General features: G+C 70.2%; 24 protein-coding genes. 15 read left to right on the top strand and 9 right to left on the bottom strand.

What is annotated here, in order from left to right; genetic code table 11:
• Nucleotide 1 precedes the first annotated feature (1 nt).
• From ABZ822_RS23315 to ABZ822_RS23285, 7 genes are all read left to right on the top strand, one after another.
• Entirely contained in the window at nucleotides 2–310 is a 309-nt protein-coding gene (locus ABZ822_RS23315) for a PqqD family protein (protein WP_360857396.1), read from the top strand.
• Entirely contained in the window at nucleotides 303–1049 is a 747-nt protein-coding gene (locus ABZ822_RS23310) for a S24/S26 family peptidase (protein ID WP_360857394.1), read from the top strand. The genes ABZ822_RS23315 and ABZ822_RS23310 overlap by 8 nt, the downstream gene beginning before the upstream one ends.
• Complete coding sequence (locus ABZ822_RS23305; RefSeq protein WP_360857391.1) at nucleotides 1046–1984, top strand: ABC transporter ATP-binding protein; 939 nt, start codon at nucleotides 1046–1048, stop codon at nucleotides 1982–1984. Before ABZ822_RS23310 ends, ABZ822_RS23305 begins: the two co-directional genes overlap by 4 nt.
• Complete coding sequence (locus tag ABZ822_RS23300; protein WP_360857388.1) at nucleotides 1981–2811, top strand: ABC transporter permease; 831 nt, start codon at nucleotides 1981–1983, stop codon at nucleotides 2809–2811. Before ABZ822_RS23305 ends, ABZ822_RS23300 begins: the two co-directional genes overlap by 4 nt.
• Nucleotides 2812–2946: 135 nt before the next feature.
• Nucleotides 2947–3423, top strand: coding sequence for a hypothetical protein (locus ABZ822_RS23295; RefSeq protein WP_360857385.1), 477 nt, complete (start codon nucleotides 2947–2949; stop codon nucleotides 3421–3423).
• Nucleotides 3424–3741: 318 nt separating this feature from the next.
• Entirely contained in the window at nucleotides 3742–4452 is a 711-nt protein-coding gene (locus tag ABZ822_RS23290; protein WP_360857382.1) for a type 1 glutamine amidotransferase domain-containing protein, read from the top strand.
• Between the two features lie 234 nt (nucleotides 4453–4686).
• Nucleotides 4687–6204: an MFS transporter gene (locus tag ABZ822_RS23285; RefSeq protein WP_360857379.1), complete on the top strand. Its 1518-nt coding sequence runs from the start codon at nucleotides 4687–4689 to the stop codon at nucleotides 6202–6204.
• 60 nt (nucleotides 6205–6264) lie between these two features.
• Here ABZ822_RS23285 and ABZ822_RS23280 read toward each other — a convergent pair whose 3' ends face one another.
• From ABZ822_RS23280 to ABZ822_RS23270, 3 genes are all read right to left on the bottom strand, one after another.
• A complete protein-coding gene (locus ABZ822_RS23280; RefSeq protein WP_360857375.1) occupies nucleotides 6265–6699 on the bottom strand; it encodes a VOC family protein in 435 nt (144 codons plus the stop codon).
• Between the two features lie 104 nt (nucleotides 6700–6803).
• A complete protein-coding gene (locus ABZ822_RS23275) occupies nucleotides 6804–7451 on the bottom strand; it encodes a DUF4328 domain-containing protein (RefSeq protein ID WP_360857372.1) in 648 nt (215 codons plus the stop codon).
• 143 nt (nucleotides 7452–7594) lie between these two features.
• A complete protein-coding gene (locus ABZ822_RS23270; protein WP_360857369.1) occupies nucleotides 7595–9058 on the bottom strand; it encodes an MFS transporter in 1464 nt (487 codons plus the stop codon).
• 279 nt (nucleotides 9059–9337) lie between these two features.
• On the opposite strand from ABZ822_RS23270, the gene ABZ822_RS23265 reads away from it, so the two are divergent.
• The 4 genes from ABZ822_RS23265 to ABZ822_RS23250 all read left to right on the top strand — a co-directional run bounded on the left by ABZ822_RS23265 (nucleotide 9338) and on the right by ABZ822_RS23250 (nucleotide 13089).
• On the top strand, nucleotides 9338–9982 hold the full coding sequence (locus ABZ822_RS23265; RefSeq protein WP_360857656.1) for a DNA alkylation repair protein: 645 nt from the start codon (nucleotides 9338–9340) through the stop codon (nucleotides 9980–9982).
• A gap of 339 nt (nucleotides 9983–10321) precedes the next feature.
• Nucleotides 10322–11254 (top strand): AraC family transcriptional regulator, encoded by a 933-nt coding sequence (locus tag ABZ822_RS23260; protein ID WP_360857366.1) that lies wholly within the window; start codon nucleotides 10322–10324, stop codon nucleotides 11252–11254.
• 133 nt (nucleotides 11255–11387) lie between these two features.
• The gene (locus ABZ822_RS23255) at nucleotides 11388–12227 is read left to right on the top strand and encodes an MBL fold metallo-hydrolase (RefSeq protein WP_360857363.1); all 840 of its coding nucleotides are present in this window, start codon (nucleotides 11388–11390) and stop codon (nucleotides 12225–12227) included.
• 19 nt (nucleotides 12228–12246) lie between these two features.
• Nucleotides 12247–13089 (top strand): YwqG family protein, encoded by an 843-nt coding sequence (locus ABZ822_RS23250; RefSeq protein WP_360857360.1) that lies wholly within the window; start codon nucleotides 12247–12249, stop codon nucleotides 13087–13089.
• Between the two features lie 127 nt (nucleotides 13090–13216).
• On the opposite strand, the gene ABZ822_RS23245 is transcribed toward ABZ822_RS23250, so the two are convergent.
• Nucleotides 13217–14248, bottom strand: coding sequence for a medium chain dehydrogenase/reductase family protein (locus ABZ822_RS23245; RefSeq protein ID WP_360857357.1), 1032 nt, complete (start codon nucleotides 14246–14248; stop codon nucleotides 13217–13219).
• Nucleotides 14249–14391: 143 nt separating this feature from the next.
• Between ABZ822_RS23245 and ABZ822_RS23240 the strand changes: the two genes are divergently transcribed.
• The 4 genes from ABZ822_RS23240 (at nucleotide 14392) to ABZ822_RS23225 (ending at nucleotide 16987) form a co-directional block, all read left to right on the top strand.
• Complete coding sequence (locus tag ABZ822_RS23240) at nucleotides 14392–15042, top strand: TetR/AcrR family transcriptional regulator (RefSeq protein ID WP_360857354.1); 651 nt, start codon at nucleotides 14392–14394, stop codon at nucleotides 15040–15042.
• Nucleotides 15043–15158: 116 nt separating this feature from the next.
• A complete protein-coding gene (locus ABZ822_RS23235; RefSeq protein ID WP_360857351.1) occupies nucleotides 15159–15542 on the top strand; it encodes a hypothetical protein in 384 nt (127 codons plus the stop codon).
• Between the two features lie 341 nt (nucleotides 15543–15883).
• Nucleotides 15884–16102, top strand: coding sequence for a hypothetical protein (locus ABZ822_RS23230; RefSeq protein WP_360857348.1), 219 nt, complete (start codon nucleotides 15884–15886; stop codon nucleotides 16100–16102).
• Nucleotides 16103–16339: 237 nt separating this feature from the next.
• Nucleotides 16340–16987: a dihydrofolate reductase family protein gene (locus ABZ822_RS23225; protein WP_360857345.1), complete on the top strand. Its 648-nt coding sequence runs from the start codon at nucleotides 16340–16342 to the stop codon at nucleotides 16985–16987.
• A gap of 253 nt (nucleotides 16988–17240) precedes the next feature.
• On the opposite strand, the gene ABZ822_RS23220 is transcribed toward ABZ822_RS23225, so the two are convergent.
• The 5 genes from ABZ822_RS23220 to ABZ822_RS23200 all read right to left on the bottom strand — a co-directional run bounded on the left by ABZ822_RS23220 (nucleotide 17241) and on the right by ABZ822_RS23200 (nucleotide 23476).
• A complete protein-coding gene (locus tag ABZ822_RS23220; RefSeq protein ID WP_360857342.1) occupies nucleotides 17241–17444 on the bottom strand; it encodes a cold-shock protein in 204 nt (67 codons plus the stop codon).
• 584 nt (nucleotides 17445–18028) lie between these two features.
• Nucleotides 18029–18805 (bottom strand): SDR family oxidoreductase, encoded by a 777-nt coding sequence (locus ABZ822_RS23215; RefSeq protein ID WP_360857339.1) that lies wholly within the window; start codon nucleotides 18803–18805, stop codon nucleotides 18029–18031.
• 190 nt (nucleotides 18806–18995) lie between these two features.
• Nucleotides 18996–21821 (bottom strand): AAA family ATPase, encoded by a 2826-nt coding sequence (locus ABZ822_RS23210; RefSeq protein ID WP_360857336.1) that lies wholly within the window; start codon nucleotides 21819–21821, stop codon nucleotides 18996–18998.
• 199 nt (nucleotides 21822–22020) lie between these two features.
• Nucleotides 22021–22734, bottom strand: coding sequence for a GntR family transcriptional regulator (locus tag ABZ822_RS23205; protein ID WP_360857333.1), 714 nt, complete (start codon nucleotides 22732–22734; stop codon nucleotides 22021–22023).
• A 67-nt stretch (nucleotides 22735–22801) separates the two neighbouring features.
• The gene (locus ABZ822_RS23200) at nucleotides 22802–23476 is read right to left on the bottom strand and encodes a hypothetical protein (RefSeq protein ID WP_360857330.1); all 675 of its coding nucleotides are present in this window, start codon (nucleotides 23474–23476) and stop codon (nucleotides 22802–22804) included.
• Nucleotides 23477–23540 lie beyond the last annotated feature (64 nt).

Raw genomic sequence — 23540 nt, 5'->3', positions numbered from 1 at the left:
CATGAGCCATTCGATCGATCCGGAAGTGACCTGGATTTCCTCGGGTGACGAGGTCCGTGTATACGACCACCGAGCCGGTGAATTCCGCACCCTCAACAGCACCGGTGCACAGATCTGGCTGCTACTCGCCGACAACCGGTCCGTCGATGCCATCGTCACGGAACTGGCCGGGCGATTCACCGACGGCAGCCCCGCCCAGAACGCGATGGTCGCCCGCGACGTCGGGGAGTTCGTGACGGAACTGGTGGCCCAAGGGCTCGTCGTCACGACCGAGGACGGTCTGGCGGGTACGCATGCGGCACGTGACTGAGCGCGAGGGGCCAGGCCCGCTGCTGCGCACCGCACTTGCGGCCGGCGGGCGGGCGCGGATCCGCGCTCAGGGGACCAGCATGCTGCCTGCCATCGGCCCCGGCACGACGCTCACGGTCACGGCTCACCCGTTCGACGAGGTCCGGCCGGGTCAGGTGATCGCCTACGCACTGGGGAACCGGATCATCGTGCACCGGGTGGCTGTACGTACCCGATCCGCGGTGATCGCGCTCGGGGACAACCTTCCGCTGTTCGATCCGCCCGTCGGCCCACAGCAGTACCTCGGGCTGGTCTCCGGGCATGAGGGGCCGGTGCCCTCCCGCCGCCCGGACGTCACGGGCCTTGCGAGAAGCGGCCCTCCGCGCGTCCGGGTCCTGGTGCCGGGACCGGCCCTCTTCCGGGAAGCAGCCGTCAAGGGGTTCGAGGTGCTGCGCGCGCCGTGGCCTCCCGTTCCCGGAGAGCTGATGATCGGTATCTCCCCGTACGGCGCCCTGCCCGGCAGCGCGCTGGGCGAGATCCTCGCAGCGGCGCAAGGGCGGCCCGTGGGCATCCTGGTGGGCCACACCTTCGGATCCCCGGCGGACGTGGCTTCGCCGGATCCTGTCGTGCCTGCACTGCCGGTCGAAGCAGCCCACTTCCATGTACGCCTCGGCGAGCCCCTGCAGCCCTTGGGCACGACCCAGACGCTCGCCGCCGTTGCCGACCTGACCGGCGCGCCGTTGAGCGGAGCGCGGTCGTGACCGCCGCGGTCCTGGCCGAGGACGTGGTCAAACGCTATGCGGGCATGCGGCGCCCCTACGCGGTGGACCATCTGTCGTTCGCCATCGAGCCGGGCGAGGTCGTCGGGCTGCTCGGACCGAACGGTGCCGGCAAGACCACGCTCACCAAGCTGATCTGCGGTGCCGCCGCGCCCGACAGCGGCCGGATCACCGTCTTCGGCAACGACCCGAACGCCCACGGCGGCCGAGCGAAGCGTGGCATCGGCGTGGTCCACCAGTCCGCACCGTTCGACATGATGCTCTCCGTCCTCGACAACCTGCGGATCGCGGTGGCCTTCAAAGGGCTGCGCTGGCGGCGGATCCACCACCGCGTGGAGCAACTCCTCGCAGTCTTCGGCCTCGAGGAATCCGTCTCCCAGCTGGTGTTCACCCTGTCCGGCGGCCAGATGCGCCGACTGCAGGTCGTCCGGGCGCTCCTGGGGGATCCCCCACTGCTGCTCCTCGATGAACCAACGGCCGGCCTGGACGTCGGCGGACGCCGCCAGGTGTGGTCGGTACTCGACGCGTTACGCCGTGAGCACGGCACAACGGTGCTGTGGACCAGCCACTACGTCGAGGAGCTGGAGCGCAACTGCCGGTGGGTGCTCATCGTGGACCAGGGTCGCCTGGTGGAGCAGGGAGCGCCGGCCGACATCGCGGAGAAGTACGGCCGGCACAGCGCGATCGTCCGGCCGCATCCCGCGCGGGACACGGTCCGGCTGGCGGAACTCATCGGTTCCTGCGGGTTGCAGGTCAGTGCCGGCGAAGGGCTGGTGGAGGTGAGCGGCGATGTCCGGGCACTGCTGCCCACCGCGCTGATGGAGGCGAAGGCCGAAGGCATCGACGTGGTGAGCACGGAGTTCCGGGCCCCTTCGCTGGAGGACGCCTTTGTCGAACTTGTGGAGAAGAGCGAATGAGTGCCGAGACCAGCGCCGCACACAGCGCCCCCACTCCGGTTCGGCCCGGGTGGTGGCCGGCGCTCCCCAGTGGCCTGCGCGCCACGATGTACCGCGAGTACTGCCTGCTCACCCGTAACCGGACCAACCTGCTCCTCGCCATCACCCCCAGCGCGGTGTATCTGCTGCTCTTCGCCACATCGCTCGCCGAGCTCGTCGGTGAAGTCGAGTACGCGGGGCGCCGCATCGGGTACGCCGAGTTCACCGTCCCCGCTCTGCTGCTGTCCTCCATGCTCGCTGCCGCCACCACGTCCGGCACCTCCATGTTCCAGGAGCGTCTGGGCCGGATGGACGTGGAGATGTGGTCCCATCCGCTGGGGCGTGGCAGCTACGTGGCGGGCAAGCTCGCCGTGAGCATGGCGTTGGTGCTGGTGCAGACCCTGGCGGCTCTCGGGGTTGCCGCTCTGGTCTTCGACTTCGACTGGCCGGCGGCGAACTGGGCCGCGGTCGTGTGTGCGACGGTGGTCGCCTCGGCAGCGTTCAACGGCATGTATCTCCTGCTAGCCACCCTGTTCGAGGACTTCCAACGCTTCACGGTCACCATCAACGTGCTGGCCCCCGTGTTGCTCTTCGCCAGTCCCTCCTTCTACCCGGCGGACCGGATGGCCCCCCTGGTGCGGTGGCTGTCCTGGCTGGACCCGGTGACCTACGGCGTCCGCTGCATTCGGGACGCGGCGGTGCTGGGGTTCGACGCAGCCTGGCCGTGGCTGCTCGTTCTGGCCGGCATGGCGGCGGCGACGTGCGGACTGATCGCGCGCTCCATGGCGGCACAATCGAGCCGGCTCTGACGTCCCGCGTGGAGTTCGGCCGGGCAGCAACGACGCCTGTGCGGCTGCCCGCTGCCTGTGTCAGGTGGCCGACCCCGCGCCGGTGCCGTCGATACCGGCTGGGACACTTCCCCCATGCACCCCACACCCGAGCAAATGAGCTCCCGGACCGCGGCCGCATGGACCGTCGCGCTCGCGGGCCTCGGAGCCATCACCGGCTTCGTCTGGAGCGGACCGTTCCTCGCCGTCACCTGCGCCCTGTCCCTGGGCGGTGGCGCGGCCCTGGGCACGTTCCTGTCCCGCCGCCAAATGATCGCTTCCATCCAGGAAGGACAGGGGAAGGCGGCAGCGCTCGGGTACGCCGACGGAATCGCGGACATGGTGGTCCTGGAGATATCCGCCTACAGGACCTCCGTCTTCCCGTTGTCCGGCCCCGACGCGGTGGACCCCGCCGAGCGCGCGGCGCGCCGTAAGGCCGCCTACCGCCTCACGGCCGCCGACGGTCTTCCCCACACCGTCCGGGAGGCCGCGGCCGCCGCGCTCGAAGCGATCGATGACGCACGTGACGCCGAGACCCAGTCCGCCATCGAAGACCTCATGAAGGCCGTCCGAGCGCAGCGCCAGGCGACGTGACCGCAGCAGCAGCGGGACGGGAGTGCCCTCGGCGTACCAGGCCGCGCGGCCGCTCCGGCATTCACCACGTGTCTTTGTGAACAGCAGTGCCGGCGCTTCGGGCGCCGCCCAGGTCGGAGGACGTTCGGCAGCGGACGTGACCTGGGAAGACGGTGCGCCCCATGCCTCCAACGCAGCGGGACGGCAGGCGCGTTCGGAAGCGGGCGGACGGGCCTCCCGGTTTGGTCTCCGATGCGGAAGGGATCAAAGGTTGACGTCGCCGGAGGTCTTCACTCGCCGGCGACGTACCACGATCGCAACGCACCACCTGGAGTTCCCATGAATGCCGCTCGCAAAGTCCTGTTCGCTCTCACCAGCCATGACACCCTCGGCGGGACGGGCAGGGCGACGGGCTTCTACCTTCCCGAGGCCGCACATCCCTGGAAGGCTCTCACCGATGCCGGCTTCGAGGTGGACCTGGTGTCGGTGAAGGGCGGCCGGCCGCCGATGGACGGAGGCGACACCTCCGACCCTGTGCAGCTCGCGTTCCTCGAAGACCGCCGCATGGCCGTCAAGTTGGACAGCACGCGGCGCCCTGAGGAGGTCGTACCCGGCGACTACGAGGCGATCCTCTTCGTCGGCGGCCACGGCACGATGTGGGATTTCCCCGACGATGCCGTACTGGCCGGCATCGCGCGGGACATCTACGAGGCCGGAGGTGTGGTGGCCGCGGTCTGCCACGGCCCGGCGGCCCTGGTCAACCTGACGCTCTCTGACGGCTCGTACCTGGTGGCTGGCAAGGAGGTCGCCGCGTTCACCAACTCCGAGGAAGAGGCGGCCGAGCTGACGGACGAGGTGCCCTTCGCTCTGCAGAGCAAGCTCGAGGAGCGCGGTGCCCGCCACACCGCGGCCCCCGACTTCCAGGCCCATGTCGTCGTCGACGGCCGCCTGGTGACGGGACAGAACCCGGCATCGGCCACGCGCCTGGGCCAGGCGCTGGCCACCACGCTGTCCGGATTGCGTACAGCCTCCGGCCGCGGCGGCGCATGACGCCATCAGCCTCGTCGTCGGAGAGGCAAGGCATCACGGGTTCCGCGCCGAAGGCATTCGGTGCGGAACCCGCGCGCCCTCCGCGGTGCGGTCCACCCGGCCTCGGCCGGCCCGCTGCCGAAGCCGATCTCGTTGCCCTCCGGGTCCTGGTGGATCGCCGTGCGCACACCGTTGGGGTACCTCGCGCCGGAATGAGGTCGCGACATGTCCGCATGCCCGACTAACTTTTCGGCCATGGCAAGCACCGAACCCATATTCGAGACAGACCGGCCCACCGGCGGCGACCGCCGCCGGTGGTTCGCCCTCGCGATCGTGATGACCGCCGCCTTCATGGATCTCGTCGACGTCACGATCGTCAACATCGCGATCCCGTCGATACAACGGGACGAAGGCGCCTCGTTCAGCCAACTTCAGTGGATCACCGCCGGTTACGCCCTCGCGTTCGCCGCAGGTCTGATCACCGGTGGCCGGCTCGGCGACATCCACGGCCGCAAGCGGATCTTCCTTCTCGGCGTCGGCGGCTTCACCGCCGCTTCCGCGCTGTGCGGACTCGCCGTCAACCCGGAGATGCTGGTCGCTTCCCGCATCCTCCAGGGCGCCATGGCGGCGCTCATGGTGCCGCAGGTGCTGTCGATCGTGCATGCCACCTTCCCCGCGCACGAACGGGGAAAGATCTTCGGGCTGTTCGGTGCGGTCATCGGTCTCGGCACCGTCTCGGGGCCGCTGCTCGGTGCCCTGCTCACGGAGTGGAACCTCTTCGACCTGACGTGGCGGCCCATCTTCCTCATCAACCTGCCGGTCGGCGTCGCCGGCCTGATCCTGGGCAGCCGTGTGATCACCGAGTCCAGGGCCCCACACGCCCTCAAACTGGATGTGGTCGGCGTCGTCCTGGTCACTCTCGGCCTGCTGATGCTGATCTATCCACTCACCCGTGGCCGCGAGCTGGGCTGGCCGCTGTGGGGGTACGTCTCGATGGCGTGCTCGCTCGTCGTCCTCGCGGCGCTGGTGTCCTACGAGCGACGGAAGACCGCGCGCGACGGGTCTCCGTTGATCGAGCTGGAGCTGTTCCGGGTCAAGAGCTTCGCGGCCGGCATCGCGGTGCAGACCGTCTTCGGCGTCGTGCTCGGTGTCTTCTTCCTGGTCTGGACGCTGTACATGCAGGTCGGGCTCGGCTGGAGCCCGCTTCGGGCGGGTCTGACCGGCGTGCCGTTCTCGATCGCGGTGTCGACGGCGGCCGGGCTGTCGGTACAGAAGCTGGTCCCGCGTTTCGGACGCCGGGTACTCCAGGCGGGCGCGTTGGTGATGGCCGCCGGGGTGCTGCTCTACATGTGGGAGTCCGACCGCTACGGCATCGGCATCACCTCCTGGCAGATGGCGATGCCGCTCGTCGTGATGGGCGTGGGGATGGGCCTGATCATCGCCCCGCTGACGGATGCCGTGCTCTCCGAGGTGCCGCGGAAGCACGCGGGGGCTGCGTCCGGACTGATCAACACCGTTCAGCAGATGGGCAGCGCCCTGGGACTTGGCCTGGTGTCCGTGGTGTTCTTCGGCGTGATCGGCGACCACCTGAGCCCGGCGGAGATCGGCCCGGCCTACGGTGACGCCTTCCGCCATGCGCTGGCCTGGGTCGCCGGCGTGCTGGGCCTGATCTTCCTGTTGATGTTCGCTCTTCCGAAACGGCCCGCGCAGCACGTCGAGGGGACGCCGACGGCGAGCCCCGCGGAGGGGGATCAACCAGCGCTGGTGCCCTGAGCGGACCTCATCGACAGAGGCCCGAGGGCAACGGCTCCCCCTCGCCGTCGCGGGGAGTCCTCAGTCGAGGCAGAACTCGTTGCCCTCGATGTCCTGCATCGCGATGCAGGACTCGTTCTCGTCATCAGCAAGCAGGAGCTGCACGCGTACGGCGCCCAGCGCGACCAGTCGTGCGCATTCGGCTTCGAGCGTGGCCAGGCGTTCGTCACCCACGAGCCCGGCACCGGCCCGCACGTCGAGATGCACCCGATTCTTGACGACCTTGCCCTCCGGAACGCGCTGAAAGAACAGTCGCGGACCCACGCCTGAAGGATCAGTGCATGCGAACCATGAATCCTGATCCTCAGGCGGCCGCGAGCGGGTGTACTCGTCCCACGTGGCGAACCCCTTGGGTGGCGGCGGCACGACGTACCCCAGCACCTCGCACCAGAAGCGAGCGACGCGCTCAGGTTCTCTGCAGTCGAAAGTGACTTGGAACTGCTGCACCGATGGCATCGGCCCAGCGTATCAAGGGGCTCTGCTGCTCAATTCCCGTTGGGGACGCGTACGTCGACAGGAGGAGGGCGCCTGCGAGCCGGTGCTGAGGCGTGCGGACACGCCTAGATCGCGACGCCTCGTACGGCACGCTCCAGCATGCCGCTGAGACGCCAGACCACGGCGATCGTCAACAGCGCGGTGACGATGGACACGCCGTTGCCGATGAGCACCCGCCACATCGCGTCAGCGGCCTCACCCGCGCGGTCAGCCTCCCGCCCCCATCCCGGCTTCTTGCCGAAGGTCCCGGTTGCCGCGAGCACCGAGAGCCACCACAGCGTGAGCAGCCAATGGCCCCGCTCACGCCGATGCGGGGGCCGGCCGGCGGCCCACAGGTCATTGATGAACATCTTGGGTACGAACAGGTTCGCCACCGGGACGATCCACCCGAAGATCAACCAGGCTCGGCTCCGCCGCTGCCCCTCGGGCCAGAGCCCGTCCGCGACGTCCCGCATGGTGTAGAGCCAGAGGACGAAGAGCAGTCCGGACACGATGATGATCGCCGTCCGCCACCCCATCAGGTTGCCGAACCACATGTCCGCCATGAGCAGCGCTTCGGTGCCAGAGGGCTTGTGCTCGGGCGGCAGCTCCACCAGCAGCTCGTACCGGTGCCACGTCGCCACTCCTGCCGCGGCGCTCGCCGCCGCGCACGCAGCCAGTACGCCGCACACCACCCGGGCGAACCACCCGGGCGATCCCTCCGACTTCGCCACCGCACACCTCCCACCAGGTCACCCGAACGGACTTTCCGCGGGCCGGCAGGGCACCTTCTCCAGCAGATCAGCTCCAAGCCCGGTTGAGTAGCGCCGCACTGGATATTGAGTAGCCGGTGGTGCGGGGTGTGCGATGGCCGTGGTCAGCAGCGACGGGCCTGGTACGGGACGGGCGCCGGCCCCGGCTCGGCGGGGGTCGGGCACCGGCTCAGGGCGACGAGGAAGGTCAGCGCGATGCCGCCCGCAACGACGAAGAGCGTGGTGCTGATTCCGTCGGCGGTTTCGATCCGCAGCTGTTCGCCGGAGAGGTCGTCGAGCCCCGCGGTGGCCACCAGGACGAGGACGGCGAGGCCGACGGCCGCGCCCACGCCCGATCCGGTGGAGGCGATGCCGGAGGCGATGCCTTGTCGGCGGTCGGGAATGCCGGTGGCGGCGGCGATGAACATGGTGGTGAAGACGACGCCGTCGCCGATGCTGAGCGCCACCAGGCCGGGGACGAGTTCGGCGTAGGTGCCGTCCGGCGAGATCGCGAGGCCGAGGGCGACCGCGCCGAGCGCACCGATGGCGAGGGCCGCGACCAACGTGCGCCGGAGGCCGAACCGCGTCACGAGCCGGCCCGCACCGGTCGACCCGGCCACCACCACGACCGTGGGGATGAGGAAGCCGGCGCCGGTCTCCAGAGCGTCGTAGCCCAGGATCTCCTGGAAGTAGAGGGACAGGAAGTAGAGCACGGAGCCGAACGTCGCCATGAACATGAACGTGATGACGACGCCGGTGATGAGGTTGGGGTTGGCCATGAGCCGGGGCGGCATGAGCGGGTCGTCGCTGCGCCGCTCGATGACGAAGAAGGCACCGATCAGCAGGAGACCCGCCACCGCGCTGATCAGGATGCCGGGCGAGAGCCAGCCCAGCCCCGGGCCCTGCACGAGGGCGAACACGATGAACGTGACGCCGAACGTGACGCTGAGCGCACCCGGCAGGTCGAACTTGCGGCCCTTTTCCCGTTCTCCGTCCCGGGGGATCAGAACAAAGGCGAGCAGCAGCGCGGGGCCGGCCAGCGCGACATTGACGAGGAAAACCGCTTCCCAGCCGAAGGTCTGCGTCAGGAATCCGCCGAGCAGCACACCGATGACGAGTCCTGCCGCGCCCGCCCCTCCCCAGACGCCCAAAGCGCGGTTGCGGGCTCGGCCTTCGGCGAATGTGGTGTTGATGAGGGCGAGAGTGGTGGGGAAGACCAGCGCTCCGCCGAGTCCCTGGACGGCGCGGGCGACCAGGAGCATTCCGGCGCTGGTGGCGAGCCCTCCCACGAGTGCCGCCCCCGCATAGAGCGCGAGGCCGGTGGCCAGAATGCGGCGTCGGCCGAGCAGATCCGCCGCGCGCCCGCCGAACAGCAGAAAGCCGGCCGAGGCCACGGCATAGGCGCTGATGACGGACTGCAGCGTCTGCGTGGAATAGCCGAGATCGCGTGCGATGTCGGGGAGTGCGACGACGACGATGTACTGGTCGAGCGAGACGATCAGCATGGCGAAGGACAGGAGCGCCAGGGTCGCTGTTTCCCGGTTCCAGCCGAGACCATCGGGCACAGATGACGTCTCCGGGGATCGCACGGCGGCACTCCTGTTATTCGATCACGCCTGCATATGTCGCGATGTCCGCGCTGTGAGCGGCTTGCCCAGACCTTATCCAGCTCGCCCTCACCCTTCCCGTGAACGACCCACGCTCGGTATTCGGCACGAGGCGCGCCCCCATTTCCGTCGGGAGCGCTCCTGTGGTGGGAAACCAGCGCCGGGAAATGGTGAGGCGCCCGGCGTAGGCTGCGTCTCGCACGTGACGGACAGGAGGCTGCGGTGGCCGAGACGAAGACCGGGACGACGGTGGCCGAGGTGATGGCCGAGCTGGCCGGGCTCGAGGACCCGAAGACGCGCGCGGTGAACGAGAAGCACGGCGACGATCACGGTGTGCATCTCAGCAAGCTGCGCGCGCTCGCCAAGCGGCTGAAGACACAGCAGGAACTCGCGCAGCGGCTCTGGGAGACGGATGACACCGCGGCGAGACTGCTCGCGATCCTGATCTGCCGCCCGAAGGCGTTCGAGCGCGACGAACTGGACGTCATGCTGCGTGAGGCACGCGCACCCAAGGTGCACGACTGGCTCGTGAACTACGTGGTGAAGAAGAGCCCGCACGCCGAAGATCTGCGCCTGGCCTGGTCCGCGGATCCGGATCCCGTGGTCGCCAGTGCCGGCTGGGCGCTGACCACCGAACGCGTGGCGAAGAAGCCCGAGGGCCTCGACCTCCCGGGACTGCTCGACGTCATCGAGGCGGAGATGCAGGGAGCCCCGGATCGTCTCCAGTGGGCGATGAACCACTGCCTTGCCCAGATCGGGATCGAGCACGCCGAACTCCGCACCCGTGCCCTCGACATCGGTGAGCGCCTGGAGGTGCTCAAGGACTACCCGACCTCGCCGGGCTGCACATCTCCGTTCGCGCCCATCTGGATCACCGAGATGGTGCGCCGGCAGCAGGCCATGTAGGACGGTTCGCGACACTCAACGACCGTGCCAGCACTCCCCCGCAGGTGCGCGCGAGCGCGACCGGCCGCAAGGGCCTCACGTCGCCCACGCCGGGTGAGCGCCGGAGCCCCCGGCACGTCGCCCACGCGGGTCCGCCGCGGTCGGTCCGTGTGCCTCGTGCCGCCGCCCGCACGACGGTCACCACTCCCGTGACACCTATCGAGATCTTCCAGTGACAACGGCACGCGAGGGCTCGAGCATCGGAACCGTGATGCCGCTCGGAGGGACGTGCGGTGATGTTGCTCCGAGAACGGGCGAGGCCGACTCCCCTTTCGGCTTCGAACCGCGAGGTACGTGGTGGTGATCGACGACGTGATGGCGGAGCGGCGCAGGCCGGTGGCCGTGCGGCCGGCCAGGCGGGTGCCCTATGCGCCCGAGCGGCCCTTGCTGGTGCGTGCCGAGGTGCAGCCTCTGGACCGCAGCCATCCGGCGGTCGGCTACGGGCCGCACGCGCATGACTTCTTCGAGATCGTCGTCTTCACCGCGCCCGGTGGCGTGCACAGGGTCCAGGGCATCGCCGAGCCCGTGCGGCGAGGGGACGTGTGGTTGCTGGCTCCCGGCGTGCACCACGATCTCGCGGGGATCGGCGCGGCGCGGGGGTGGGTGGTCGTGGCCGGGTACGACGTGCTGGGCCTGCCCATGGGCGTACGCGACGTGGCCCCGTGGCCGATGAGCCCGCTCGTCCGCGCCTTCCAGCAGACGGACTCGGCGGGGCGCCCTCGTCCTCTGTCCCTCGACGACGAGGAGCTGCGGCGCTGGAGCGGATGGCTGAGCGACATGGCACGCGAGTGCGCCGAACTCCGGCCGGGTTACGAGGAGGTGGTGGAGGCGCTGCTGCGGATCCTGCTGGTCGACGCCGGTCGGCTGACGCCCGCCCCCGCTGCTCCGCCCCGGGTGGACACGCTGGTCGACCGAGCACTGGAGCTGGTCGGCGAACGATTCGCGGACCGGTTGTCGCTCAGCGATGTCGCGAGTGAACTGGCCGTCACTCCCGGGCACTTGACGGAAGTCGTGCGCCGGCAGACCGGCCGTCCCCTCGGTGAGTGGATTCTGGAGCGTCGCATAGCTCAGGCCCGCATGCTGCTCGCCGGGACGACGCGGCCGATCGGCGCGGTCAGCGCCGCGTGCGGGTTCCAGGACGTGGGGCACTTCTCGCGGCAGTTCCGCCGCCGTCACGGCATGAGTCCTTCGGTGTGGCGGGCCGCGGTCACCGGAACGACCTGCGAGGCATGACCTGGCCATGGCCGCTTCGCACCCGGCGCCGCACTCTCTCCCTCGGCCCCGTCCGCGCCGGCCCACAGATCCGACCGTTCCCGCCACAGATCATCACTACCGGCCCCTGGGCCCGTGACCCGACGCTGGAGCCATGAACAGCCCGACCTCCCCGGCCGTCACCACGCTCACCAGCAGCGCGAACGGCCTGCACAGCAACACCCACCTCGTCCACGCGCCCGCCGGCATCGTCGTCGTCGACCCGCCGATGCTCCTGTCGGACGCCCGAGCCGTCCGCGAGCACCTACGCGGGCTGGAGGCGCCGCTCGCCGCCGTCGTCTACACCCACCCCCACCCCGACCACGTCAACGGCGGGACGGAGATCCTCGGCGACCTCAGGGTCCCGGTCTACGCCACGCCCGAGACCGACCGGGTCAGCAGGGAGATCGACGGCCCCAAGCGGGAGTTCTGGACCCCGGTGTTCCCCGACGACTATCCCCCGGTCACCACCTACGCGACCGACCTGGTCAAGGGCGGCGAAACGGTGGCCGTCGCCGGCCTGACCTTCTCCGTCCTCGACATCGGTGCGGGCGAGTGCGCCACCGGGGCCCTATGGATCACCGGCGACGCCGCCTTCGTCGGAGACCTCGCGTACTCGCACGTCCACCCCTGGCTCTACGAAGCCCGCACTCACGCCTGGCTCCGCCAGCTCGACAGCGCCGAACCCGTACTGGCGGGCAAGCGCCTGCACGTCGGACACGGCCGCGCGGGCGGAGTCGAACTCCTCGAGAAGCAGGCCCGCTACATCCGCGCCTACCAGGACGCCGTACTCCGGCTCTCCGGCGGGCGGGCCTGCCTCGACGACGCGGCCAAAGCCGAACTGCTGCGCACCATGGACCGGTTCTGGCCCGGCGCACCTCTGAGCAACCTCGTCACGATGAGCGCCGATCCCGTGGCCGCCGAACTCGCCCGCTCGCCCCGACTGCCCTCCTGAACCCCCTTGGGACACCGCCGTGGAAGCCACCTTTGACGCCTTGCGTGAACTCGCCGTGCAGCACCTGCCCCCGGACCGGGCCGAACAGTGGATCAGCCAACTGCGCCCCGGCATAGCCCTCGAGGAGGGTTCCGAGCCCGGGCCCGTGGCCGGGCATCTCGGAGGGCTGCCGAAGCTGCCCGACGACATGGAGTGGCCGGTGTGGAAGCACGGGCCCCTCTCACTCATCGCGTCCATCGACTGCGCGGCGCTGCCCGCGCGTGCCGTGGACATCCCTCTGCCCGAGGACGGCACACTCCTCTTCTTCAGCTTCGACCACGGTGCGGCAGGCGACACGTCCGAGACGTACGTCGGCGTGGACATCGGGGACCGCGAGACCTGGAACGGTGCCCGTGTGATCCACGTGCCGGCCGGAATCCCCGCCGCTGAACGCGAAACACCCCTGGGCCTCGAGCCTCACCCGAGGCAACCGCTGTCCGCACGGGCCACCACCACGGCCCCGGACCCGTGGCATGTCTGTCTCCGCGACGTCTTCGCTCCGGGCCGGCCGCTGAACAGCCGGTGGAGCGACTACCCGGAGGGGTTCCTCGAAGCGGGCGACGAACTCGCCGAGCCGAACCCGCCCCACCGGATCGGCGGACACGCCAACGCGTGTCAGAGCCCGGTGGAAGAGGAGCTCGCGTACCACCTTCTCGGGGAGGAGCGATCGGACGACGCGCTCCTGTCACAGGAGGCCCGTGCCTGGATCCTGCTCGGGCACTTCTACGAGTACGGACGCGACGGATGGCTGTACTGGCTGATCCGCCCGCAGGACCTGGCCGAACGACGCTTCGACCGGGCCATGTTCACCTTCCAGTGCTGAGCGGCAGGGGGACGTCGGGACCGCGAGCACGCACCCGCTGGGCGCCGGCGTGACGGGCTCCGAGGCGGGCATGAGGAAGGCGCCTCGGAGCTCCTGCGGCGCGTTCCCCCGGCACAGCATCTCTTCGCTACGGGTTGAGGACGATCTTGCCGGAGACGGTGCCGGATTCGGCCAGCCGCAAGGCGTCGGCGACACGGGTGAGCGGCAGTTGGGCCGCGATCTGCGCGGTGACGTCACCGCGCTGCAGGGCCGCGAAGACCTGGGTGAGGTCGGCGCGCATCCGGGCGCGGAACCGGTTCCTGGCCAGCGCACGCCCGGCCCAGACGTTGTAGAAGTAGGCCCGGCGGCGGTTGGGCAGCACGTTCCACGTCCACACCCGGCCGAGGATCTTGAGTACGGGCCACTGCTTGGACCCCTCGTCGTCCCGGGTGGAGGCACTGCCGTACGAGACGAGCGTGCCGCCGGGCGCGAGGACGCTCCAGGAGTCGACGATGCCGCGGCCGCCGACGTGGTCGAAGACGGCGTCGACCCCGCCGGGGGCGAGCTCGCGGACCCGCGCCGCGACGTCCTCGGTGCGGTAGTCGATCGGGGTGACCCCCCGCTCCCGCATGGCCTGGTGGTGGCGTGCGGACGCTGTGCCGATCACGTTCACGCCCGCGGCATGGGCGAGTTGGACCAGCACCGATCCGACGCCTCCGTTGGCGCCGTGGACCAGGATGGTCTGCCCGGCGCGGATGCGTGCCTTGCGGTGCAGCATCTGCCAGGCGGTGATGCCGTTGACGACCAGCGTCTCGGCGTCCGCCGCTTCGACGCCCCCGGGGACGGGCACCACGTCGGCCGCGTCGACGAGCACATGGCTGGCCCAGCCGCCGACCTTGACCATCGCGGCCACCCGTGTGCCCGCCAGGTCGGGCTCAACGCCTCCGCCCATGGCCTGCACCGTGCCGACCAGGTCGTAGCCGGGCACGAAGGGGAACGGCGGCTGGTCGAAGTAGCGTCCGCGGCGCATCTGCTGCTCGGCGAAGGAGACCCCGGTCGCCTCCATCCGGATCACGACCTGCCCCGGTCCCGCTGCGGGGACGGCCCCGTGCCGGATCTGGAGCCCTTCCGGCTCCACCGTGCCCGGCAGGACGACTTCGACGAGCTCTTCGGTGTTCATGACGGCCTCCACCGGCATCTCGTTACGCTTTTTCGCCTTCGTTAGAAGTCGTAACTCGCGAGCACCCGACAGTCAATAGCCTTCGTGATAACCTCTAACGAACGAGATGAGGTGATGCGACCATCGAGCGGGAGGCAGCCGACATGGCGGGAGCGGGTACGACGACCCCGCGCGAGCGCTACCGCGCGCAGGTCCGCGCGGAGGTCAAGGAACGCGCCTGGGAACAGATCGCCACGGCGGGAGCGTCCGCGCTCTCCCTGAACGCCGTCGCCAAGCAGATGGGTATGAGCGGTCCCGCCCTCTACCGGTACTTCGCCTCCCGCGACGAGCTGATCACCGAGCTCATCAGGGACGCGTACCGGAGCCTGGCCGGCACCTTCCGGGGTGCAGCCTCCGAGTCCCCTTCCGACGTGGCGGCCCTGGCGCACGCGCTCCGCCGATGGGCGCTGGAGCACCCCCAGCGGTACTTCCTCATCTACGGCACGCCCGTACCGGGATACCAGGCCCCCGAGGACATCACGGCGACCGCGTCAGAGATCATGACAACCCTGCTCGACGCCTGCGCCGCTCCGCCGTCGGACACCACCGCGACGCCGTTCGACACACACCTCGACACCCACCGTCAATGGGCGAACGACGACACCGCTCCGACCGCGGCCCTCCACGTGGCTCTGGTCTTCTGGACCCGGCTGCACGGTGTCCTGTCACTGGAACTCGCGGGCCACTTCGCCGGGATGGGTTTCGACCCGGCGCTGCTCTACGCGGCGGAAGTGGACGACCTCCGGGCGGGCTGACCACACTGCCCCGCCCACGGCCCTCCCCGTCGCCCGACAGCTCCGGCTGCGGTCGGCCGGGTGACACCTGATGCTGGGGAAAGCCGAGGAGTTCACTGAGTTCAGCAGGAGTGTCCATGGCCGAGTCGAGCTACGCCATCCGTTCCGCCGACGGCGCGGAATTCCCGTGGTCGCTCCACGCCTGGCTCGAGTCGGACCGGTCCCTCCCCGACGGGACACAGGTCCGCTGGAACCAGCAACGGGATGATCACGCCCCGGACGGAGCAACGCAGGCATGCTCCTGGGTGGAGGTTCTCCTCCCCACCACACTGGAGCTCCCGGCCCTCATCGACAGCGTGCGCAGATGGTTCCGAGCGCGGCCGGACCGGACTCCGCCGATCGTTTTCGAGCACGACGACACACGGTTCGAGGTGCACTGCGCCGAAGACCTCGACCGCCTCGCCCGGAGCCTGGCCAAGTTCGACGCACAGCCGGCGCACCAGGTCACGGAGAACCCGTAGCCGACGCCACGACCTTCTGTGCGGCCGCCCGCGGTCGCGTGCTCCAGCCCACTGAGCCGGTCGACGATGGGCTCGGCCTCGCGTGGCACACCCGGCTCTCCAGGGGTAGTACTCCCTGCGGATTACCGGTCGACGGCCGGACACCCCCAGCGGTACGCGCAGTGTCCTCCCTGGCCGGATGTGCCGAGGGGGGTGCGGCAGCGAGCCTGGTGGAACCAGCGTTCCCGTGCGGCCTTGTCAGGAGGTTCGTCGTGACAGCACCGGTGTCGCCCTGGGAGAGAACCCTCGAGCCCTTCGGGCGCTCGCACGTCAGAGTCGTCCCCGTGGAGCGGTACGGGTCCATGGACAAGCATTCGGCAGGATGGTGGGAAGTGATCCTGCCGACCCGGGCCGCAAACGGCACTGCGGGGACCCACACGTTCGTCCGCTATGCCAGAACCGCCGGGGAAGCCTTCCACGCGGTGCTCCGCGATGCCAGGACGCCGGCGGCATACCGCAGACGCCGACAGGCGCATATCGACACCGCCATCGCCTACATCGTCCCCACCATCACCGTGTGACCCGAGGAATCCCAACGCCCTTGGCCGACGCCCCGCCTCGCCGTACCTCTGCCTGCCCCGGCGAGGCGCGGCATCACCGCTTTCCCCGGGCCCGTCAGCGGCGAAGCTGCCGGGGGCGGGCGGCGGCCTGACGGACGACGAGATCGCGATCAGCGCCGGTCCTGGCGGCGCGTCGTATGTGGCGGCGTGGAGTGGATTCGGCGAAGCTCGAATCGCAGGAGGAAAGGAGTCGCCGCCATGTCACTCGCCCGCGTCCACAACTTCTCCATCTCGCTCGACGGCTTCGGCACCGGCGAGGGTCTGAGCCACGACGAGCCGTTCGGCCACGCCGGCGAAAGGCTGCACGAGTGGATGTTCGCCACCCGGTGGTGGCGCGAGATGACCGGCCGATCGGGCGGGACCGGCGGCCTCGACGACGCCTTCGTGCGGCAGTTCGCGCCCGGGATCGGCGCCGAGATCATGGGCGCCGGGAAGTTCGGCTGTCCCGGATGGCACGAGGACCCGGAGTGGAAGGGGTGGTGGGGGCCCAACCCGCCGTTCCACACACCGGCCTTCGTCCTCACTCATCACCCGCGCCCGTCGATCGAGATGGAGGGCGGCACGACGTTCCACTTCCTCGATGCTTCGCCCGCCGAGGCGCTCGAGACGGCCCGTGAGGCTGCGGGCGGCCAGGACGTACGCATCGGTGGCGGGCCCTCCGTGATCCGCGACTTCCTCGCCGCCGGGCTCATCGACCACCTGCACATCGTGGTGGTGCCGATCCTGCTCGGCCGAGGCGTGCGCCTCTGGGACGGGCTGGAGGACGTCGAGAAGGGCTACGAGGTCCAGGCCGCCTCCTCGCCCAGCGGAGTCACCCATGTGACGTTCACCCGCGTGGGTCTCTGACCGCCTCGGTCGCGGAACCGGCGGCCGTGGGCGACGTGGCCCTCGGCGCGTACACCTCGATCTCCAGCACGGTGTCCGCGTCCCCCGCGCCGTCCGGTCTCCCCGACGAGGTGGACGAGCATCCAGCGGATGATGGCTCTCCCGGGGCGGTGGTCGAGGTGGCCGGGAACGTCCACGCAGGCCGCGGGCGCCGGCTGCGCGCAGTGGCCCCGCTCCCGGTTGGCGGGTGCGGGGCCACTGGGGCACATCAAGATCAGGCGGGGGTGATGTTCTCCGCCTGGGGGCCCTTCTGGCCCTGGGTGACGTCGAAGTTCACCTTCTGCCCCTCCTGCAGCTCACGGAAGCCGGAGCTGTTGATGTTGGAGTAGTGAGCGAAGACGTCCGGACCTCCACCGTCCTGCTCGATGAACCCGAAGCCCTTTTCCGAGTTGAACCACTTCACGGTTCCGGTAGCCATGCATGCCCTCCACAGGGACTCGAAATCGGCTCCCGCACCGCGCGGAAGCCGGAGGTGATCGCCCTGGTCCTTCGTTGACCTGAACAGCAAAACCGCCCGTGCATCGACTGATCACGGGCGGAGAACTTCGGAACCACGACAGCTGGAACAGAACGCTACACCGCTCCCGCCACAGACACCACGATCTTCCAGCCGCAGTCGACCCCGAAAAGGCCGGCCACGGTGGGGTGACCTTCCGCCGGGGAGGTCGTTGAGCTGGTGCATGTAGTTCTGGTGCAGGACGGCGGTCGGCTCAACCCCCCGTGGTCGACCGCCGTTTGCCCACCGACTCCCGCCCTGCCGGCAGCGTCGAATGGCGAGGGCCGGAGTGGCCGAGGCCGGCCCACCCCTCGCGACACGAACCCGGACTCGTACGGCGCCGCGATCCCCGCCGCGGCCGGGGACAGCGGCGAGCCCCCTCCGACCATCGGCCGCACGGCATGCACGATCTCGGCCCGAAACAGCTGACGGTCGCCCCCGGCCCCGGCCTCGGCCTCGGATGGCGAACACCCACCCCGGCGCGCGGGGCTCCGGGGTGAGGCGTGTCAGGACGTGCGGAAACCGCCGTTGCTGTACAGCAGTTGGCCGTTGATCCATGCACCGGCGTCGGACATGAGGAAGGACACCAGGTCCGCGGTGTCGGAGGGGGTGCCGAGTCGCCCGGCGGGGGTCTGTCCGATTCCGCTCTCGCGGATCTCCGGCGTCATCCAGCCGGTGTCGATCGGGCCGGGGTTGACGACGTTCGCGCGGATCCCTCGCGAGCCCAGCTCGACGGCCGCGGCGACGACGATGCGGTCCAGTGCTCCCTTGGAGGCCCCGTACGGCAGGTTGTGCGCGGTGTGGTCGCTGGTCAACGCCACGATCCGTCCGGTGACTTCACGGCCCGCCGGTTCGGTTGGGAGGTGTTCGGCGAAGGCTTTGATCAGCAGCCAGGTCGCGCGAGCGTTCACGGCGAAGTGGCGGTCCCAGCTGTCGGGGGTCGTCGACAGGATGGAGCTGTTCACCGACTCGCAGTGCGACATGACCAGGCCACGCAGGTCCCCACGCGATGCCGCCTCCGAGACGAGGCGGCCGGGTGCGTCGACGTCGGCGAGGTCCGCCTCGACGAGATCGACACGGCTGCCGAGCCGCCGGCACTCCCCCGCGACCTCCTCGGGGTCATGTGCTCCCCGCTCGTAGGCCAGCCGTTCGTCGTACGGCGTCCAGTAGTTGATCACGAGGTCCCAGCCGGCCTCGGCCAGACCGACCGCGATCCCCGCGCCGATGGAGCGTCGCCGCCCGACGCCCGTCAGCAGTACGGATCCTCGGTGATCAGTCGTCATGGAACCTCCATCGGTGACGCCCTTCAGCCAGCCGCCGGACCACCCCATCAGAGCCGCAGGTCGGACACAACGCAGTTTTGTCTGCCGTCCGACGTGCGCGGAGTTCTACGCCAGGGGCAGCGCCCCACCCTCGCCCGCCGGGACGCGGCTGCCCAGGAGAACGACTGAGTACGGACCGGAACGACGTCGGTCACCGCTGCCGGGCGACGGCGGTGGCCAGTTCGACGCGGGAGGTGAGACCGAGTTTGCCGAGGATGCTGGAGACGTGTGACTGCACCGTCCGGCGGGAGAGGAAGATCCGGGCGGCGATGGCAGGGTTGGAGAGTCCTTCCGCTACCAGCGCCGCGATCTTGTGCTCCGTGTCGGTGAGGGCGTCCCAGCCGGTGGCCGGCCGGCGTCTGCGATCGGAGCGCCGCCTCGACAGGCCGGCGGCCGCCAGCCGTTCCTCAGCGCGGGTGATGCACCAGTCGGCGCGCATCCGGCCGTAGGTGTCGAGCGCTTGGTCGAGCCGGTGACGGGCCTGGTCCGGGCGGCCGGTCAGGGCGAGGACCGCGGCGTAGTCCTCGCAGTACTGCGCGCGGGAGAACAGCCAGGGGGTCCGCCCGTAGTAGTCCGCGGCGGCGGCCATGGCATCGGGATCCCGGTCGGCCAGCCCCCGGCAGTGGGCGAGAATGGCGAGGGACCGCGGTGTCGAGCGTTCCGGGTCCTCGCTCCGTTCCGCTTCCGCGATCATGTCGCGCGCCGTGTCCGGCTCGCCGAGATCCATGGCCAGCCGTACGAGGTCCGCGCCCCGGAACAGCAGCCCCACGCCCCTGAACGGTCCGAAGCCCCGGCGCCACCCGTCCAACAGGTCGGCGAGCGCCTCCTGTTGTCTGCCCTGGGACTCGAGTCGTATCTCCTTCGCCCAGCGGGGCAGATACTCGAAGAAGGGGATGGTGGGCGAGGACGCGGTGGCACGGGCGGCGTCGGAGGCCGCGAGGCGGGCGTCTGCGGTCGCGAAGTCGCCCCGGAGCCCGGCGATGAGCGCCATGAGGCCGTGGAAGGCCTGGGGCGTCTTACTGCTCAGGTAGTCCGGCAGCTCCAGTCCGACCTGGGCCTCGGCGAGCGCGTCGTCCCAACGGCCGGAGTGGAACATGAAGGACGCCCTGTTGGCGTGACACAGCATCAGCATCATGGCCCCACTGCTCTCGCCGATGCGCATGCCCTCCCCGGTGGACCGGTGTGCCTCCTCGGCCCGGTCGAGTTCGAACAGGCTGCGCCCCCGGATCAGGTGGAGAGCGATGAGGCTGTACGCGGGGATGGCCTGTCCCGGTGCGTTCCGCAGCGCCTGTTCGGCGGCCTCCATGGCCTCGGCGTAGTGGCTCTGGAACAACTGCACGATCGCGATGGTGAGAAGGGCGTCGACCATGGCGTGGTGCTCGTCGTGCTGCGCGGCGGCGGGGCGGACCTCTTCGGCCACCACCGCTGCCCGTGGCAGGTCTCCGAGGCGGAAGAGACAGGTGGAGAGGAAGGCCTGATACCTCCGGGCTTCGGGAGGCGACAGGTTTCCCGAGGCCAGGGCGTCCTGGGCCCGCTGCGCGGCGTGGTCCGGGCGGCCGCAGGCGATGTCGGCCTGGGCCAGGACCCAGAGCAGTTCGCTGCGCGACTCCGGATCGTGCAGGTGCTTCAGGGCCGCCTCGGCCTGCGGTTGGACCTCGGGGGCGCGGTCCGCCCACAGCAGGGCAGCGGCGAGCAGGGTCTCCAGGCGACCGGCTTGCCGGGTTCCCGGTTCCGCGACGCGGAGTGTCTGCTGCAGCAGTTCGACGGAGAGACCCGGCGCCCGCTGTGTGAGCGCGGCGGCGTGGTCGGCCACCCAGTCGATCAACGTGTCCCGGCCCCCACCCGCGCTCATCAGCAGATGTTCGGCGACGCGTTCCACCGGGGCACCGCTGCGGGCGAGGGCCCGGCCGACGGCGCTGTGCGAGTCGGCTCGGGCAGGGATCGCCTCGTACAGTGCCTGGCGGATCAAGTCGTGGCGGAACACCAGCCGTTCGCCCTGTTCCCTCAGCAGGCCGTAGCGAACGACCTCGGTGATCGAGTCGACCAGTTTCGCGGCCCGTTTGCCCGTGACGGTCGACAGCTCCGCGACGGTGAAGCCCGAGCCGAGCAGTGACGCGGTGCGCAGGACCTCCAGCCCCTCCGGGGACACCCAGTCCAGTCGGCCCACGATCGCGGAGACCAGCGAGGCGGGTACGGCGGCGGTGTCGGCCTCCGCGGAGCCGTGCACGATGCGGATCGCGCTCTCCCGCTCCAGGGCTCCGAGGATCTCGGTGACGTAGAGCGGATTGCCCGCGGCGTCCCGCAGCAGGCGGCGCATCGTCGGCCCCGCGGGCGCGCCGAGCAGGCCGCTGACGACCTGGGACACCGCCTGGTCGCCGAGCGGCCCGACCTCCACGAGCACGGCGCCGCGGCCGATGAGACCGTGACGGAGCTGGTTCAGCTCCCCGTCGGCCGCGGTCGGGCGGGCTGCCATGAGCAGCACCAGGGGCAGGCTGTGGAGGGACTTGCCGAGCTGGTTGAGCAGCACGAGCGTGCCGTGGTCCGCCCACTGGAGGTCATCGAGGGTCAGGGCCACGGGGCCGGCCGAGCACCAGTCGTCGAGGAGGGCGAGGATGGCTTCGACGGTCGCGAAGTCCGTTTCGATCTCCGGTACTCCGTCGGCTCGCCCCTCGCCGCGGATCTGTCCCGCCAGGGCGCTCAGTTGCGGGTCGGTACGGGCCGTGCCGATGCCGAGGACCCGCTCGATCGCGGCGAACGGGAGGCGCTGCTCCAGCTCCTCCGCCGCCCCGTAGAGCACGCGCAGCCCGGCCTCCCGCGCACGGGACGCGGCTGCCTGCAGCAGCGCGGTCTTGCCGATCCCCGGTTCGCCCTCCAGGAGTACGGCCCGGCCGAGCCCGGTGGAGGCTCTGGTGATGGCGGTGTCCAGCTCTCGCAGCTCTTCGGAACGTCCTGCCAGCCCGGTTGGTGCCGCTCCCATGTCGCCCACCGATCCGCGGTGCAGATGCCGGACTCGCCGCCGTCCGTCACGGACCGAGCAGGTGTCCGGCACCTCTCCCCATCATGATAAGTCTCCACATTTCAACTATCTCGCCGAGATCCGCTGCCCACCGAGCGTGAGGGAGCGGTCACAGGGGACGGGGTGGAGCCAGGAGGATGCGCGCGGACCGACTGCCGTGTCAGGCCCGCCGGTTGATCCGCAGCTCGAAGACCTCGGGCACGTGCCATTCGGCCGAGACCATGACCGACCGTCCGCCTGCGTCGAAATCCGTCTGGTCGATGTGCTGCAGCGGAGCGCCGCGCCGTACGCCCAGGATCCCGGCGAGGCGGGCGCTGGCGACCACCGGCACCAGCCTGGCCGTGGCCTGCCGCACCGTGTGGCCCTGGGAGGCGAGCAGGGTGTGCAGGGACGGTTCGAGGTGTTCGAGATCGACGTCCGGTACGAGGGCGTGCGGGATCTGGTCGACCGAGTAGACGACCGGACGGCCGTCCGCGGTGCGGACCCGCTCCACCCGCAGCACGTCGAGGCTGCCGGATTCCACCCCGAGCCGGTCCGCGACGTCCCCGTGAGCCGTGCGGAAGCCGGCGTCGAGGACCGTCACGCCCGGTTCGGCGCCGGCCGCAGCGATCATCTTGGTGTAGCTGAGGCTCGCGTCCAGCGCGTGCTCCGGGCGCGGCACCCGGGTCACGTACGTGCCCGAGCCGTGCACCCGGCTCACGTAGCCGCCTTCGACGAGTACGCGGACGGCGTCGCGGACGGTGGCACGTGACACATCGAAGCGGTCGGCGAGGGTGTCCTCGTTGGGCAGCTTGTCGCCGGGCTTGAGCTTGCCGGTGGTCAGCTCGTGCAGGAGCTCGTCGCGCACCCGTTCCACCAGGGTCATCCGCGACATGAGGCCTCCTGAGCTGTTGTGTGCTCGTCGTTGTGTCCGTGCGCGCGACGCTCCGCGGGGGTGCCGGTCAAGCGCCGGCCGCCATGGCGAGCACCGCCTTGACCTGTCCGGCGACGGTGTCGCCACCGGGCAGCCTGCGCTCGAAGATCGCTCCGCCGATGGTAAAGCCCCAGGCTCCGGCGCGGCAGAGCAGGGTGATCTGTTCCTCCGTGACCACGGACCCGGCGGCGATGAGCGGACCGTCGGCCGCGTTCGCCACCGCCCGGGTCAGCTCTTCCGGATCGGCGTCCGCGTGCCGGTAGGTGAGCAGGTCCACCCCGTGCACTCCGTCGAGGGCGGTGAGCTGCTTGGCGTGATCGGCGATCTCCGCGATCGTGCCGGAGAGCCTGCTGGGGTGCCCGGCGACGGTGCCGGGGAACGGGCAGTAGCGGATGCCCGATCCGGCCAGGATGTCCTGGCCCACCGCGGGGGTGGTTCCCCCCAGCACCCAGTCGACGCCCGCGGCACGGGCGGCCCGCAGCGAGGCGGCCTCGTCCTCGGGGGAGGTGGAGACGACCTCCAGCATGACCTGCATACCCATGTGATGGGCGGCCTCGGTGAGTTCGCGCTGGCGCTGCGGCGAGGCTCCGACGTCCTTGAAGCCGACGTAGGCCAGCCCGGTGTCGCGGAGTGACGCCAGCACGTCCGGGGCGTCGTCGACGGTGCGGTCGTTGTGGGTGAGCATGAAGATGAACTCGATCATCGGCCCGCGCTTTCGAAGGGGAGGGATGAGGACAGGGGGACGGTCGGAACCGGGGAGTCGGATG

This window comes from Streptomyces sp. NPDC047108 (assembly GCF_040643575.1).
Taxonomy (GTDB): Bacteria; Actinomycetota; Actinomycetes; order Streptomycetales; family Streptomycetaceae; genus Streptomyces.
Note: the sequence above shows the minus strand (reverse complement) of the source record. Positions and strands in the feature narration are given on the sequence as shown.